The organism is Streptomyces sp. NPDC046465 (genome assembly GCF_040646035.1).
Classification (GTDB): Bacteria; Actinomycetota; Actinomycetes; order Streptomycetales; family Streptomycetaceae; genus Streptomyces.
Map to the genome: position 1 here is coordinate 1 of NZ_JBEYZK010000038.1, position 15,843 is coordinate 15,843.

10 protein-coding genes are annotated in these 15,843 nt (G+C 71.1%); 4 read left to right on the forward strand and 6 right to left on the reverse strand.

Annotation, left to right across the window (positions count from 1 at the left end; genetic code table 11):
* Nucleotides 1-106: 106 nt before the first annotated feature.
* Nucleotides 107-1,621 carry a 30S ribosomal protein S1 gene (gene rpsA, locus ABZ953_RS36715; protein ID WP_355817755.1) on the reverse strand — a complete coding sequence of 505 codons (1,515 nt, stop codon included), beginning with the start codon at nucleotides 1,619-1,621 and terminating at the stop codon, nucleotides 107-109.
* A gap of 355 nt (nucleotides 1,622-1,976) precedes the next feature.
* Here rpsA and ABZ953_RS36720 point away from each other — a divergent pair, with 355 nt between their 5' ends.
* Nucleotides 1,977-2,798, forward strand: coding sequence for a class I SAM-dependent methyltransferase (locus ABZ953_RS36720; RefSeq protein ID WP_361733394.1), 822 nt, complete (start codon nucleotides 1,977-1,979; stop codon nucleotides 2,796-2,798).
* A gap of 4 nt (nucleotides 2,799-2,802) precedes the next feature.
* Entirely contained in the window at nucleotides 2,803-5,352 is a 2,550-nt protein-coding gene (hrpB, locus tag ABZ953_RS36725; RefSeq protein WP_361733396.1) for an ATP-dependent helicase HrpB, read from the forward strand.
* Here the strand turns inward: hrpB and ABZ953_RS36730 are convergent.
* From ABZ953_RS36730 to polA, 5 genes are all read right to left on the reverse strand, one after another.
* Entirely contained in the window at nucleotides 5,349-6,347 is a 999-nt protein-coding gene (locus ABZ953_RS36730; RefSeq protein ID WP_361733398.1) for a DUF3068 domain-containing protein, read from the reverse strand. The two genes, hrpB and ABZ953_RS36730, sit on opposite strands and share 4 nt — an antisense overlap.
* Before the next feature lie 58 nt (nucleotides 6,348-6,405).
* Nucleotides 6,406-6,540: an SPW_0924 family protein gene (locus tag ABZ953_RS36735; protein ID WP_016639761.1), complete on the reverse strand. Its 135-nt coding sequence runs from the start codon at nucleotides 6,538-6,540 to the stop codon at nucleotides 6,406-6,408.
* Nucleotides 6,541-6,709: 169 nt separating this feature from the next.
* On the reverse strand, nucleotides 6,710-8,470 hold the full coding sequence (locus ABZ953_RS36740; protein ID WP_361733400.1) for a lytic murein transglycosylase: 1,761 nt from the start codon (nucleotides 8,468-8,470) through the stop codon (nucleotides 6,710-6,712).
* A gap of 201 nt (nucleotides 8,471-8,671) precedes the next feature.
* Nucleotides 8,672-9,481 (reverse strand): serine hydrolase, encoded by an 810-nt coding sequence (locus ABZ953_RS36745; protein ID WP_361733402.1) that lies wholly within the window; start codon nucleotides 9,479-9,481, stop codon nucleotides 8,672-8,674.
* 633 nt (nucleotides 9,482-10,114) lie between these two features.
* Nucleotides 10,115-12,778 carry a DNA polymerase I gene (gene polA / locus ABZ953_RS36750; protein WP_361733457.1) on the reverse strand — a complete coding sequence of 888 codons (2,664 nt, stop codon included), beginning with the start codon at nucleotides 12,776-12,778 and terminating at the stop codon, nucleotides 10,115-10,117.
* Nucleotides 12,779-13,014: 236 nt separating this feature from the next.
* On the opposite strand from polA, the gene ABZ953_RS36755 reads away from it, so the two are divergent.
* On the forward strand, nucleotides 13,015-15,297 hold the full coding sequence (locus tag ABZ953_RS36755; RefSeq protein WP_361733404.1) for an FdhF/YdeP family oxidoreductase: 2,283 nt from the start codon (nucleotides 13,015-13,017) through the stop codon (nucleotides 15,295-15,297).
* Nucleotides 15,298-15,346: 49 nt separating this feature from the next.
* Entirely contained in the window at nucleotides 15,347-15,832 is a 486-nt protein-coding gene (locus ABZ953_RS36760) for a hotdog fold thioesterase (protein ID WP_361733406.1), read from the forward strand.
* The last annotated feature ends 11 nt before the right edge of the window (nucleotides 15,833-15,843 follow it).

Consider the following 15,843-nt stretch of genomic DNA (forward strand, 5'->3'; position numbering starts at 1 on the left):
GTGGTCGACCGGGGTGACGAAGTCGGGGCCGGGCGCGGGATCGGCGAGGGACGGGTCGCCGGGCGGGGGCCCGCGACCTTGTTCAGTTACCGCCTAGGGGCGAGCCTCAGCTCTGGCCACCCGCAAGCTTCTCGCGAAGCGCGGCGAGCGCCTCGTCCGAAGCAAGGGCGCCGGAGTTGTCGTCCGACTCCGAGGAGTACGAACCGCCGCCGCCGCCACCGCTGGACGCGGCCGGAGCGGCGCCGGCCGGAGCCGCCGCACCCTCGGCCTCGGCCTGGGCGTCTGCCTCGCGGGACTTGATGACCTGAGCCTGGTGCTGCTCGAAGCGCGTCTGCGCCTCGGCGTACTGGGTCTCCCAGACCTCACGCTGCGACTCGAAGCCCTCGAGCCAGTCGTTGGTCTCGGGGTCGAAGCCCTCGGGGTAGATGTAGTTGCCCTGGTCGTCGTACGACGCGGCCATGCCGTACAGGGTCGGGTCGAACTCGACGACCGACGGGTCGGCGCCGAAGGCCTCGTTGGCCTGCTTCAGCGAGAGGCTGATGCGACGACGCTCGAGGTCGATGTCGATGACCTTGACGAAGATCTCGTCGTTGACCTGGACGACCTGCTCCGGGATCTCCACGTGGCGCTCGGCCAGCTCGGAGATGTGGACCAGGCCCTCGATGCCCTCGTCGACGCGCACGAACGCACCGAACGGAACGAGCTTCGTGACCTTACCGGGAACGACCTGCCCGATCTGGTGCGTACGGGCGAACTGCTGCCACGGGTCTTCCTGCGTCGCCTTGAGCGACAGGGACACGCGCTCGCGGTCCATGTCCACGTCGAGAACCTCGACGGTGACTTCCTGGCCGACCTCGACAACCTCGGAGGGGTGGTCGATGTGCTTCCAGGAGAGCTCGGAGACGTGCACGAGACCGTCGACGCCGCCGAGGTCCACGAACGCACCGAAGTTGACGATCGAGGAAACGACGCCGGAGCGGACCTGGCCCTTCTGCAGGGTCGTGAGGAACGTCTGGCGAACCTCGGACTGGGTCTGCTCGAGCCAGGCACGGCGGGACAGGACCACGTTGTTGCGGTTCTTGTCCAGCTCGATGATCTTGGCCTCGAGCTCCTTGCCCACGTAGGGCTGGAGGTCGCGGACGCGGCGCATCTCGACGAGGGAAGCCGGAAGGAAGCCACGGAGGCCGATGTCGAGGATGAGTCCACCCTTGACGACCTCGATGACGGTACCGGTGACGATGCCGTCTTCTTCCTTGATCTTCTCGATCGTGCCCCAGGCACGCTCGTACTGAGCGCGCTTCTTGGACAGGATCAGACGGCCTTCCTTGTCCTCCTTCTGGAGAACCAGGGCCTCGATCTCGTCACCAACCGCGACGACCTCGTTCGGGTCGACGTCGTGCTTGATGGAGAGCTCGCGGCTCGGGATGACGCCTTCGGTCTTGTAACCGATGTCGAGCAGGACCTCGTCCCGGTCGACCTTCACGATGACGCCGTCGACGATGTCGCCGTCGTTGAAGTACTTGATCGTCTCGTCGATCGCGGCGAGGAAGGCTTCCTCGTTACCGATGTCGTTGACCGCTACCTGCGGAGTGGTGGCGGTGGTCTCGGTGCTGCTCGTCATGTGGGTTAGGGCTCCGGTACGGACATTGAAGTCGTAGGTACTGCAACGCCGGGAGCCGATTTCGATCTGAAGAAGCCGGACAGCCTAGGAAGCGCGACTTCCGACAAGCGGAAGGCGCCTCGACAACCGAGGGGACATACGACAGACACGAGCGCAGCCTGCTACGTCTGAGGAGCGCAGGCTCGCAGCGCAACTTGTAGCATACGGGGGCTGTCGGACAGGGTCAATGCGCGAAGGCGCACACCCGGGGCGGATCGCCGCATACCCGGCAGAAAACCTGTCGCATGAGGCCACACGGGCCGCATCACGCCCCCTTCGCGACGACGTCCGAAGGAAGACACGGAAAATTACGACGATGGAGCCGATCATCCAAGAGTCCGAGCTGCCCGAGTCCGAAGCCACCAGGCGTGACGCCGACGTGACGGAGAGCAGCCGCGCCAACCGCGGCTGGTGGGACCGGAACGCCGACGAGTACCAGATCGAGCATGGCACGTTCCTCGGGGACGACCGCTTCGTGTGGGGTCCCGAGGGGCTCGACGAAGTGGAGGCGGAGCTCCTCGGCCCGCCCGAGGAGCTGAAGGACAAGGACGTCCTGGAGATCGGCGCCGGTGCCGCGCAGTGCTCGCGCTGGCTCCTCGCGCAGGGCGCGCGGCCCGTGGCGCTCGACCTCTCCCACCGCCAGCTCCAGCACGCGCTGCGGATCGGCGGGGACGTCCCCCTGGTGCAGGCCGACGCGGGAGTGCTGCCCTTCAAGGACGGCGCCTTCGATCTCGTCTGCTCCGCCTACGGCGTGATGCCCTTCGTCGCCGACCCCGTCCTCGTCCTCAAGGAGGTGCGGCGCGTGCTGCGGCCCGGCGGCCGGTTCGTCTTCTCCGCGACGCACCCCGTCCGCTGGGCGTTCCCGGACGAGCCGGGTCCGGAGGGCCTCTCCGTAGCGGCCTCCTATTTCGACCGCACTCCTTATGTGGAGCAGGACGAGCAGGGCAACGCCGTATATGTGGAGCACCACAGGACGATCGGCGACCGGGTGCGCGACATCGTGGCGGGCGGCTTCCGGCTCGTCGACATCGTGGAGCCGGAGTGGCCCGCCTGGAACACCCAGGAGTGGGGCGGCTGGTCCCCGCTGCGCGGAAACCTGATCCCGGGGACGGCCATCTACGTGTGCGTACGAGACTGAGCAGGTGACCGGTCTCCGTAACGACGCCCTCGACCTGCCCGTACGCGACGCGCTGCCCGCCCTCCGGTCCGCCCTGGAGGGGCCGGGCAGCGCCGTGCTGTGCGCCCCGCCCGGGACCGGCAAGACGACACTGGTGCCGCTGGCCCTCGCGGGCCTCCTCCACAAGGCCGACGACGGCGCCTACGACGGTGTACGGCGCGTGGTCGTCGCCGAGCCGCGCCGCATCGCCGCACGGGCCGCCGCCCGGCGGATGGCGTGGCTGCTCGGCGAGAAGGTGGGCGACAGCGTCGGCTACACGGTGCGCGGGGAACGGGTGGTGGGGCCACGCACGCGCGTGGAGGTCGTCACGACGGGTGTCCTGCTCCAGCGGCTCCAGCGGGACCAGGAGCTGGCCGGCGTCGACGTCGTCATCCTCGACGAGTGCCACGAACGGCACCTGGACGCGGACACCGTGGCCGCGTTCCTGGTGGACGTACGGGCGGCGCTGCGGCCCGAGCTGCGGCTCGTGGCGGCGTCCGCGACGACCGACGCGGAGGGCTGGGCGCGGATCCTCGGGGGCGCGCCCGTGGTGGAGGCCCAGGGAATCGCGCACCCCGTAGAGGTCGTGTGGGCGCCGCCCGCGCGCGCGGTGCGGCCACCGCACGGCATGCGGGTGGACCCCGCGCTGCTTGCCCACGTGGCCTCGGTGATCCGGCGGGCGCTGGCCGAACGGGCCGGAGACGTCCTGTGCTTCCTTCCCGGGGTCGGCGAGATCGCCCGGGTGGCCGGGCAGTTGACGGGGCTCGGTGACGTGGAGGTGCTGCAGGTGCACGGGCGGGCGCCCGCGGCGGTGCAGGACGCGGTGCTCGCCGGGTCGGACGGCCGACGGGTGGTGCTCGCCACGTCCGTGGCCGAGTCGTCCCTGACGGTGCCCGGCGTGCGGGCCGTCGTGGACTCGGGCCTCGCACGGGAGCCACGGGTGGACCACGCCCGCGGGCTGAGCGCACTGACGACCGTGCGGGCCTCGCAGGCGGCCGGCCGGCAGCGGGCGGGCCGGGCCGGGCGTGAGGCGCCGGGGGCCGTGTACCGGTGCTGGGCGGAGGCGGAGGACGGGCGTCTGCCGCGCTTTCCCACGCCGGAGATCAAGGTCGCCGACCTCGCCGCGTTCGCCCTGCAGACGGCGTGCTGGGGCGATCCCGACGCCACTGGGCTCGCGCTCCTCGATCCCCCGCCGGGCGGCGCGCTCGCGGCGGCCCGGGAGGTCCTCACGGCGGTCGGGGCGGTGGAGGCGGGCACGGGCCGGGCGACGGAGCGCGGGACGCGGATGTCCCGGGTCGGTCTGCACCCGCGCCTGGCCCGGGCCCTTCTGGACGCGGCGCCCCGCGTCGGCACCCGGCGGGCGGCGGAGGCGGTGGCCCTGCTGAGCGAGGAGCCGCCCCGCGAGTACGGCGACGACCTCGCGGGCGCCTGGCGGACGGCGCGGCGGGGCGGGGACTCCTACGCGGCGCGGTGGCGGACCGAGGCCAGACGCCTCGCCTCGGCGACGCCCGGCGGCCCCTCCGACGCGGGCGGCGGCAGCGACGAGTACGTCGCAGGTCTCGTGGCCGCACTGGCCTTCCCCGAGCGGGTGGCACGGAGCGTGGGCGACGGCGCGTACCTGATGGCGGGCGGGACCCGGGCCGAGGTGCGCCAGGGGTCCGCGCTCTCCGGGGTCCGGTGGATCGCCGTGGCGGTGGCCGACCGGCCGGTGGGCGCGGGGCACGCGCGCGTGCTGCTCGCCGGGCACATCGACGAGGACGTCGCACGGGACGCCGCGGCCCCGCTGCACTCCGAGGGCGACGAGGTGGCCTGGGGCGGCGGCGAGCTCGTGGCGCGGCACGTGGAGCGTCTTGGCGCCGTGGAGCTCGCGGTGCGCCCGTTGAAGGACCCCGATGCCGGGCTGGTGCGCGATGCGCTCCTTATCGGGCTGCGGGAGGAGGGGACGGGACTCCTGAAGTGGTCCCGGGGCGCGCGGGAACTGCGGGAACGGCTCGCGTTCCTGCACCGGCACCTCGGCGCGCCCTGGCCCGACGTGTCCGAGGACGCCCTCCACGCGCGCGTGGACGAGTGGCTGGAGCCCGAGCTCTCCCGGGCCCGGCGCCGGGCCGACCTGGCGAGGATCGACGCCGGGCAGGCTCTGGCCCGGCTGCTGCCGTGGGCGACGGGTGAGGCCGCCCGTCTCGACGAGCTCGCCCCGGAGCGCCTGGAGGTGCCGAGCGGCTCCAGGATCCGGATCGACTACTCCGACCCCGGACAGCCGGTGCTCGCCGTCAAATTGCAGGAGATGTTCGGGCTCGCCGAGACTCCGGCGATCGCGGGCGGCGCCGTGCCGGTGGTCGTGCATCTCCTGTCACCCGCGGGCCGCCCTGCCGCCGTCACCGCCGACCTCGCCTCCTTCTGGCGGACCGGCTACCGCGCGGTCCGCGCCGACCTGCGCGGCCGCTACCCCAAGCACCCGTGGCCCGAGGACCCCGCGACGGCCGAGCCGACCCGGTACACGAAGGCGCGGCAGGCGGGGCGGGGCACGGGGGCCTAGGCGTTGACGGGCTCCGGTTCGGGGTCGCTCTCCGCGGCCGGGGCGGGGTCGCCCGGCCTGCGGCTGCGGGCCTCAAGCCAGAGGGCGAGGGCCAGCAGGAGGATGCCCAGGGCGAGGAAGCCCCAGGGGAGGTACGAGGTGAGCAGGAGGACCAGGACGCGCTGGGACTTGACCAGGTCGACGGTGTCCTTGATGTAGTCCTCGCGCATCTTCACGTGCCCGGCGAAGACCGTGACCTTGTCGCGGCCGCCCAGGAGGGTGCCGCCGCGCAGTTCGTTCTTCTGGATCTCCTCTCCGTAGACGGGTGCTCCGGTGGTCGGGTCGACCCAGAATTTGCGGACGGTGGTGTACCAGCGGGTCGTTCCGGTCTCGGCGAGGGACTCCGCGGTGACGCCCTCGACCGGCATCGTCTTGGGGAAGGGGACCTTGGTCCAGGGGATGGTCTGCTCGAAGTAGTAGACCTTCAGGCCGCGGAAGTCCTGGGTGCCCTTGTAGTGGATGGGCCGGGTGATGCGGGCCTGCGCGTCGAAGTACTCGTAGTCCCGCTTCTCGGTGAGGAAGGGCCACTTGAACTCGATGCCCTCGCGCTTGACCGGGTCGCCGTCGACCGCCTCGCCGGTGGCGTGCACCGGTTCCTGGCTGTGCGCGTCGAAGATGTAGCGCTCGGGGATCTTGGAGACCATCTTGCCCTTGTCGTCCTGGACGTAGGAGAGGGCGTCCCAGACCACGACGTCGCGGTCCGCGCTCTTCTCGATCTTCTCCGAAGCCTCCACGTTGCCCTTGAGGGTCTGCACGATGGTGACCTTGTCGATCTTCTTGGCCTTCATGGTGCCGTAGTCGATGAGGATCGGGTCGTCCGCCTCAAGGACCGCCTCCTGGTACTGGCTCGGCGGGATCTTCGCGAGCCGCGGGAAGGCGTACCAGCGCATGAGCGGGGACATGGCCGTGCAGAACACGGCGACGGCGAGCAGGACGAGGCTGGCCTTGCGGCGCATCGCGGCGGCCTCCCAACGTCTATGGGTGACGTCTGTGGGTGACGTCTATGGGTGACGTCTATGGATGCTTGGGGACAGTGGTGAGGAGCGGCTCGGGGGATGTCTCGCCCGGTGGGGCGCCGATCGCCGTGATGGTCAGGACCAGGGCGAGCGCGACGGCGAGGCCGGTGGCGGCGGCGATGAGGGCGCGCATGCGGGGCCTCCCGATTCGGCGTGCGGCCGGAACTGATAGGTCGTCAGGGCGGGCACCGTAGCAACGGACGAGCGAGATGAGAACACGTTGCACAACAACGGACCGCCCCTCCGCCGTACTGGGCGGAGGGGCGGTCGGAAGGACTCGCGGCGGCCGTGCGGCCGTACGGTCAGGCGCTCGGCGTCCTGCTCGGCGTCCCGCTCGGGGAAGCGCTGGGAGAGTCGGTCGGGGAAGCACTCGGGGAATCCGTCGGCGACGGCGTCGCGTCGGGCTCGGCGGCGGCCACCTTCAGTTCGACGATGAGGGTGGCACCGCCGTCCGTGACGATGCGCAGCAGGTACGTGCCCGCCGCGTCGTCCGCGTACATCTTCGGGAGCTTCAGCCGCCCGTTCGCGTCCGTCTTGAGGCCCGTGAGGGTGCGGACCGGCTTGCCGTCCGCGTCCTTGAAGTAGGGGCCCTTGTCGTTGGCGGTCGCGTCCACCACCGACTTGATCATCGTGGCGGTGGCCCCGACTCCGTCGGCCGCCTTGCCCCGGTACGTCGCCTTGACCTCGACCCGGTCGGCGAACTCCTTGCCCGGCTCGCAGACCAGCGGCTTGTCACCGGTCCTGGCGACCGCGTCGGCAAGGCGCGCGGTGACCTCCGCGTCGAAGTCGACTCCGGTCACCGAGCGGTGGCCCACGACCGTGGCCCGCACCGTGAACTCGCCCGCCTTCTCGCCCGCTTCGAGCTCGGGGGCGGTGGCCTTGCCGGAGGCACCGGTGGTGACGACGACGCTCCTCGCACCGCCCTCGAAGCGGGTGTCAGTGTCGCCGACGACGCGGAACTTCACCTTGGCCTTCGGCACGAAGTCACCCTCCTCGGAGAGCGCACGCACCGCGACGCGCTCGGCGAAGGCGTCGCCCGTCTTCGCCACGAGGTCGCCCGTCCCGGCGTTCGCCAGCGCGTCGACCTCGGCCGGCTTCGGGTCGGGGGTGTGGTGGCCGCCTCCGGTCGGCGGCTTCGGGTTGCTGGTGCCGCCGCGGTGGCCGGACTCCTGCCCGCCCGACCCGCCCTTGCCGGGGTTCGGGTTCGGCTTGGGCCTCGGCGTCGGGGAGACCGGCACCTTCGGGCCCGGGTACCGGGTGTCGCTGCGGTCGTCGGGCAGTGTGCCCGAACCGTCCGGGATCTCGTGGGTGCCCTTGCGGTAGAACTCCAGCCACGACAGGACCGTGTTCAGGTACTCCGTAGAGCGGTTGTAGCTCAGGATCGCCTGGTGCAGGTCGTCCTCGACGGACAGATCGCGGTCGTTCGCGCAGAGGTAGTACCCGGCGGCGAGCGCCGCGTCGTAGATGTTGTTGGGGTCCTTCTTGCCGTCGCCGTTGCCGTCCCGGCCCGAGGTGGCCCACGTCGACGGGATGAACTGCATGGGGCCGACCGCACGGTCGTGCGTCGTGTCCCCGTCGTACGCGCCCTTGTCGGTGTCGGTGATCTTCGCGAAGCCGTTGCCGTTCAGGACCGGGCCCAGGATCGGCTTGAGCGTGGTGCCGTCCGCGTCGACGCGGCCACCGCGGGCCTGGCCCGACTCGACCTTGCCGATGGCGGCGAGCAGCTGCCAGGGCAGGTTGCAGCCGGGCCTGTCGGCGTTGAGCGCGGACTCGGCCTTCTTGTACGCGTCGAGGACGGTGGCCGGCAGACCCGCTTCGTGGCCGCTGGTCTTCGGCGGGACGGGGCTCTGCAGCGGAGGCAGGTCGGTGTAGTACGGGGAGTCACCCGTCGCGGAGCCGTCGGGCGTCTCCGCGGTGTCCGCGGCGCCCGCCGCCGCTTCCTTGCCGCCCGGCACGTCCGTCACGCCCGGAGCCTGCGACGCGGCGAGAGCCGCCACTGCCGCCGCGGCCACCGCTGCGGTCATCGTTCCTCTGCGCAGCCGCCTGCCGAATACCGGCGCCATGACCGAGCCACCCCTCCCCTTGTGGCGGCCGTTGCCCGCCGCCCCCACCTCCGTGCACGCGAACCCCCGCGTACACGCTTGTTGTCGTACGCCCGCACATTCCAGTGAGTCGACTCAGGCGACACTACGACAACTTCGGGCGCCCAGACACCCGTTCGTGCCCGGTTTTTACCAGTTGGCCTTGTCGTCGCGACAAGTCTGTTACGCGGCGGGTTCCGCGCTGGGCTCCCCGCCCTCGCCCTCCGCCGGAGCCGAACCGTCCGGAACCTCGCTGATCTCGCTCTCCGGGGTGAAACCCTGGCTGAGGGAGCGGCCCTTGTTGAGGCCCCGGTGCACGGCCTGCGCGATGCGCTCGATGGTACGCACTCCGTACGCCATCGAAGGGTTGTCGTGCGAAAGGACGACGATCCGGTAGGTGCGCCCCTCACCGGTGAACGCGCCCACGCTGTGCACCCGCCAGCCGTGCGTGGACCGGGGCAGCCAACCGTTCTTGAGATGCGCCCGGACACCGCGCGGCACACCCGCGGGCACGCCCCAGCGCTGATCGCGCCGCACATCGGCCAGCTGCCGCAGCCCGTACGCGCGCGAGCCGGGCCCGAGGACGCGGCGGGCCCCCGTGAGCACATCCAGCAACCGCAGCTGATCGGCCGCCGTCGTGCGGGTCAGCCCCCAACGGCCGTACGAACCCAGGGTGGTGGCGGTGGTCCCGACGCGGCGCAGGAACCGGGCGAGACAGACCTGGCCGAGGTCGCTCCAGAGCCGCACGGTCGCGCTGTTGTCCGACACGGTGATCATCGGGCGGATCTTGCGGCGCTCCCAGTCGGTGAGACCCCGCCCCCACTCCTGCGCGCGCCGCAGCGCGGCCTCCATCGCCAGGACCTTGACGACACTGGCCGAGTCGTAACGCCGTCGGCTCGCGAGGTCACAGACCAGCCCGGTACGGCTGTCGCGCACGGCCACGGAGACGGTTCCCCGCCGGGACGACAACGCCGCCCGGATGTCCCTGGACATCCGAGCGGCGAAAACACGGTCACGACCCGCCCTGCAGAGCGCTGCGCCCTGCCGCTGGCCGGCTTCGGCGGCGACCGCCGGTATAGGAGCAAGAAGAGCCGTGGTCAACGCCGCAGCGAGCGCCGAACGGCTTTTACGCAGGTAAGAACCCATACCCACATCCTGTCCCCCGCCCAGCACCGGGTGCGCCCCACCGGGGGCCACGCGAGTGAGGCCCCGCGGCGCCGCTGCGCTGGGCTTGAGCGGGATGACTCCGCTGCGCGGGGCGGTTCCGCTGCGCGGGGCGGTCGAGGTGGGGCCGCGGCCTGCCCCCAGGGGCGCGGGAAACTGCGCGACCAGCCACAACCAACCCGCAGGCACAGGAGCCGAAGCCCCCCCACCAGGGGCGCGGGGAACTGCGCGACCAGCCACAACCAACCCGCAGGCACAGGAGCCGAAGCCCCCCCCACCAGGGGCGCGGGGAACTGCGCGACCAGCCACAGCCGGCCCGCAGGGACAAGGAGCCGGAGCACCCCCAAGGGGCGCGGGGGTCTGCGCGACAGCCACAGCCGGCCCGCAGGGACGGGAGCCCGAGCCCCCCCAAGGGCCGCCCCCGGAGGGGGCGGGTAAGGCCCGCTCCCCCGCCCGGGAGGGCTAGTGCGCTGCGGATTCCCAGTCCGCCCCCACCCCCACCGAAACATCCAACGGCGCCCGCAGATCCGCCGCCCCCGCCATCTCCCTGCGGACCAGCTCCTCCACCTTCGCCCGCTCACCAGGAGCGATCTCCAGGACGATTTCGTCGTGGACCTGCAGCAGCATGCGCGAGTCGAGCTTCGCCGCGGTGAGCGCACCGTGCACGTTCAGCATGGCGATCTTGACGATGTCCGCGGCCGTGCCCTGGATCGGCGCGTTCAGGGCCATCCGCTCGGCCATCTCGCGACGCTGACGGTTGTCGCTGTTGAGGTCGGGGAGGTAGCGACGGCGGCCGAGCATCGTCTCCGTGTACCCCGTCGCGCGGGCCTCGTCGACGGCGCGGCGCAGATAGTCCCGTACACCGCCGAACCGCTCGAAGTACGTGTCCATCAGGGCACGGGCCTCGCCCGCGTCGATGTTCAGCTGCTGGGAGAGACCGAACGCGGACAGACCGTACGCAAGGCCGTACGACATGGCCTTGATCTTGCGGCGCATCTCCGCGTCGACCGCCGAACCGTCGACGCCGAACACCTGCGAGGCGACCGTCGTGTGCAGGTCCTCGCCGGACGAGAACGCCTCCAGGAGGCCCTCGTCCTCGGAGAGGTGGGCCATCACGCGCAGTTCGATCTGGCTGTAGTCCGCGGTCATGAGGGACTCGAAGCCCTCGCCGACCACGAAGCCGCGGCGGATCGCGCGGCCCTCGTCCGTACGGACGGGGATGTTCTGCAGGTTCGGCTCCGTGGAGGAGAGCCGGCCCGTCGCCGCCACCGTCTGGTTGAAGGTGGTGTGGATGCGGCCGTCCGCGGCGATCGCCTTGATCAGGCCCTCGACGGTGACGCGCAGCTTCGCCTGCTCGCGGTGGCGGAGCATGATGACCGGCAGTTCGTTCTCGGTCTGGGCCGCGAGCCAGGCCAACGCGTCGGCGTCCGTGGTGTAACCGGTCTTCGTCTTCTTCGTCTTGGGGAGGTTCAGCTCGCCGAAGAGGACTTCCTGGAGCTGCTTGGGCGAGCCGAGGTTGAACTCGTGGCCCGCCGCGGCGTGCGCCTCCTTCACTGCCTGCTGCACCGCGCCCGCGAACTGCTGCTCCATGGCCTCCAGGTGGGCGCGGTCCGCCGCGATGCCGTGCCGCTCCAGGCGGGCCAGGAGCGTGGACGTCGGCAGCTCGATGTCGGCGAGCAGATCGCTCGCGCGGACCTCCGTCAGCTTCTCGCCGAAGGCCGTACCCAGGTCGAGGATGGTGCGGGCCTGCGACATCAGGAAGTCGGCCTCGGCCCGGTCGTCCTCCTCCGTACCGAAGGCGAGCTGCCCCTCGGCGGCGGAGGCGGGCGCCAGCTCACGGCCCAGATACTCCAGGGAGAGCGCGTCGAGGGCGAAGGAGCGGCGGCCCGGCTTCACCAGATACGCGGCGAGCGCCGTGTCCATGGTGACGCCGTCCACGCTCCACCCCTGCTCGGGGAAGACCCGCATCGCGCCCTTGGCGTTGTGCAGGACCTTGGGCTTGGTGGGGTCGCCGATCCACGCCGCGAAGGCGTTCTCATCGGCCTCGTCCAGGGTCGACGGGTCGAACCATGCCGCCGCCCCGCCCGCCGCGGCCAGCGCGATCTCGGTGACCGTGCCCGTCCCGAGCGCCCAGGTGTCGACCGTGGCAAGGCCGAGGACCGCCCTGCCGTGCTCGGCCAGCCACGGGGCCAGCTCGCCCGCGCCGAGCACCGTGCCGTCCAGCTCCACGCCCGGCTCGGCGGGGGCCTGCTCGACCTCCTCCGCGCCCGGGTCGACGGCGAGAAGCCGCTCCCGCAGCGAGGGGTTGCGGATCTCCAGGGTGTCCAGGACCATCGCGAGCGCCGTACGGTCATACGGAGCGCGCTCCAAGTCGGCGACCGTCTTGGGCAGTTCGACGTCGCGGACCATCTCGGTGAGGCGGCGGTTGAGCTTGACCGCGTCCAAGTGGTCGCGGAAGTTCTGCCCGGCCTTGCCCTTGACCTCCTCAGCGCGCTCGACGAGATCGGCGAACGAACCGAACTGGTTGATCCACTTCGCGGCGGTCTTCTCGCCGACGCCAGGAATGCCCGGAAGGTTGTCCGACGGGTCGCCGCGCAGCGCCGCGAAGTCCGGGTACTGGCTGGGCGTGAGGCCGTACTTCTCCTCGACCTTCGCCGGGGTGAAGCGCGTCAGCTCCGAGACGCCCTTCGTGGGATACAGCACCGTCACATGGTCGGTGATCAGCTGGAAGGAGTCACGGTCACCCGTGACGATCAGCACATCGAAACCGGCCGCCTCCGCCTGTGTGGCCAGGGTGGCGATGACGTCGTCCGCCTCGAAGCCGTCGACCGCGAAACGCACCGCGTGCATCGCGTCGAGCACCTCGCCGATCAGCTCGACCTGACCCTTGAACTCGTCCGGGGTCTTGGAGCGGTTCGCCTTGTACTCCGAGAACTCCTCCGAACGCCACGTCTTGCGCGAGACGTCGAACGCCACCGCGAAGTGCGTGGGCGCCTCGTCGCGCAGCGTGTTCGCCAGCATCGACGCGAAGCCGTAGATCGCGTTCGTCGGCTGGCCCGTCGCGGTCGTGAAATTCTCCGCGGGCAGCGCGAAGAACGCCCGGTACGCCAGGGAGTGCCCGTCCATGAGGAGCAGGCGCGGGCGCTGCTCACCGCCCGCCTTGTGGGCCTTCGTCGCCGCGGTCTCGGACTTCTTCTTCGATGCTGTTTCTGCCACGTCCCCGATCCTGCCACGCCCCACTGACAGTCCGGCCCCGTGCCGCCCCTGAGCCCGGCATTGTCACCGTCGCGTGGGAGGATCGGAGACATGGCTCACGCAGGTGGGAGCCGCAGCTCACGCAGGTCCTCGAAGGGGAGCCGACCATGGCAAGCAAGCCGCCCAAGGGCGATCCGGTCCAGGACGCACCGCAGGTCGCCGAGGCGCAGCACGCCGCCGCAGGCCTGCCCGCCATCGGTCACACCCTGCGGATGGCACAGCAGCAGATGGGCGTGCGGCGCACCGCGCTGACCCTGCTGCGCGTCAATCAGAAGGACGGCTTCGACTGCCCCGGCTGCGCCTGGCCCGAGCCGGACCACCGGCACAAGGCGGAGTTCTGCGAGAACGGCGCGAAGGCCGTCGCCGAAGAGGCCACGCTGCGGCGCGTCACACCCGACTTCTTCACCGCCCACCCGGTCGCGGACCTCGCCACCCGCAGCGGCTACTGGCTGGGACAGCAGGGCCGCCTCACCCACCCCATGTACCTGCCGGAGGGCGGCGAGCGGTACGAACCCGTCTCCTGGGAGCGGGCCTTCGACATCGTCGCCGAGGAGATCGCGGCACTGGACTCCCCCGACGAGTCCGTCTTCTACACCTCGGGCCGCACCAGCAACGAAGCGGCGTTCCTGTACCAGCTGTTCGCCCGCGAGCTCGGCACGAACAACCTCCCCGACTGCTCGAACATGTGCCACGAGTCATCGGGCTCCGCACTCACCGAGACCATCGGCATCGGCAAGGGCAGCGTCCTCCTGGAGGACCTCTACAAGTCGGACCTGATCATCGTCGCCGGGCAGAACCCGGGCACGAACCACCCGCGCATGCTCTCCGCCCTGGAGAAGGCCAAGAACAACGGCGCGAAGATCATCACGGTCAACCCGCTGCCCGAAGCCGGCCTGGAGCGCTTCAAGAACCCGCAGACCCCCCAGGGCATGCTCAAGGGCACCGCCCTCACCGACCTCTTCCTACAGATCCGCCTCGGCGGCGACCAGGCCCTCTTCCGCCTCCTCAACAAGCTCATCCTGGAGACGGAGGGAGCCGTCGACAAGGAGTTCGTCCGCGAACACACCCACGGCTACGAAGAGTTCGCCGACGCCGCACGCGCCGCCGACTGGGACGACACCCTCACCGCCACGGGCCTGGAGCGCGACCGCATCGAGGAAGCACTGCGCATGATCCTCGCCTCGAAGCGCACCGTCGTGTGCTGGGCGATGGGGCTCACCCAGCACAAGCACGCCGTGCCCACCATCCGCGAAGTCGTCAACTTCCTCCTGCTGCGCGGCAACATCGGCCGCCCCGGAGCGGGCGTCTGCCCCGTGCGCGGCCACTCGAACGTGCAGGGCGACCGCACCATGGGCATCTTCGAACGCCCCGCGCCCGCCTTCCTCGACGCCCTGGAGAAAGAGTTCGGCTTCGCGCCGCCCCGCCACCACGGCCTGGACGTCGTCCGCGCCATCCGGGCCCTGCGCGACGGCGAGGCGAAGGTGTTCTTCGCGATGGGCGGCAACTTCGTAGCCGCCTCCCCCGACACAGAAGTCACCGAAGCGGCGATGCGCAAAGCACGCCTCACCGTGCACGTGTCGACGAAGCTGAACCGCTCGCACGCCGTCACCGGCGCGCGCGCCCTCATCCTGCCGACCCTGGGCCGCACCGAGCGGGACCTCCAGGGCAGCGGCGAGCAGTTCGTGACCGTCGAGGACTCCATGGGCATGGTGCACGCCTCACGCGGACGCCTGGAACCCGCGGGCAAGCACCTCCTGTCCGAGCCCGCCATCGTGTGCCGCCTGGCGCGCCGCGTCCTGGGCAGCGCCTCGCACACGCCCTGGGAGGAGTTCGAGAAGGACTACGCCACCGTGCGCGACCGCATCGCACGCGTGATCCCCGGCTTCGAGGACTTCAATACGAAGGTGGCGGCGCACCCCGGCGGCTTCGCGCTGCCCCACGCGCCCCGCGACGAGCGCCGCTTCCCCACCGCCACCGGCAAGGCCAACTTCACGGCCTCCCCCATCGAGTACCCGAAGCTCCCGCAAGGGCGCCTGCTGTTGCAGACCCTGCGCTCCCACGACCAGTACAACACCACCATCTACGGCCTCGACGACCGCTACCGCGGCATCAAGAACGGCCGCCGCGTCGTCCTCGTCAACCCCCAGGACGCGGCCGACCTCGGCCTCGCCGAAGGCACGTACGCCGACCTCGTCAGCGAATGGCAGGACGGGATCGAGCGCCGCGCGCCCGGCTTCCGGATCGTGCACTACCCGACGGCCCGCGGCTGCGCGGCCGCCTACTACCCCGAGACCAACGTCCTGGTGCCGCTGGACGCCACCGCGGACACCAGCAACACCCCTGCCAGCAAGTCCGTCGTCGTACGCCTGGAACAATCGGCGCTCGACTGAGCGTTCGCTCAGCGACAGCTGACGACGACGAACGAACGGAGCCGGGCCCATGGGTGAGCAGCACAGCGTGAAGTTCCCGCCAGAGGTCATCGACGAGTACGCCGCGCTCGGTGTCGACCTGCCCTCCCTGTTCTCGGCGGGGCACCTCGGCACCCGCATGGGCGTACAGGTCCTGGAGGCCTCGGCGGACCGCGTCGTCGGCACGATGCCCGTCGAAGGCAACACCCAGCCGTACGGACTCCTGCACGGCGGGGCGTCCGCGGTCCTCGCCGAGACCCTCGGCTCGGTCGGCGCGATGCTGCACGGCGGCGCCCACAAACTCGCCGTCGGCGTCGACCTGAACTGCACGCACCACCGCGGCGCCCGCTCCGGCCTGGTCACCGGCGTGGCGACGCCCGTGCACCGGGGCCGCTCGACGGCGACGTACGAGATCGTGATCAGCGACGAGCAGGGCAAGCGCGTCTGCAGCGCCCGACTGACCTGCATGCTGCGCGACGCGACCCCCGAGACGGGCTCGGTCGCCTCGGCAGGCTGACGCCCGGCAGA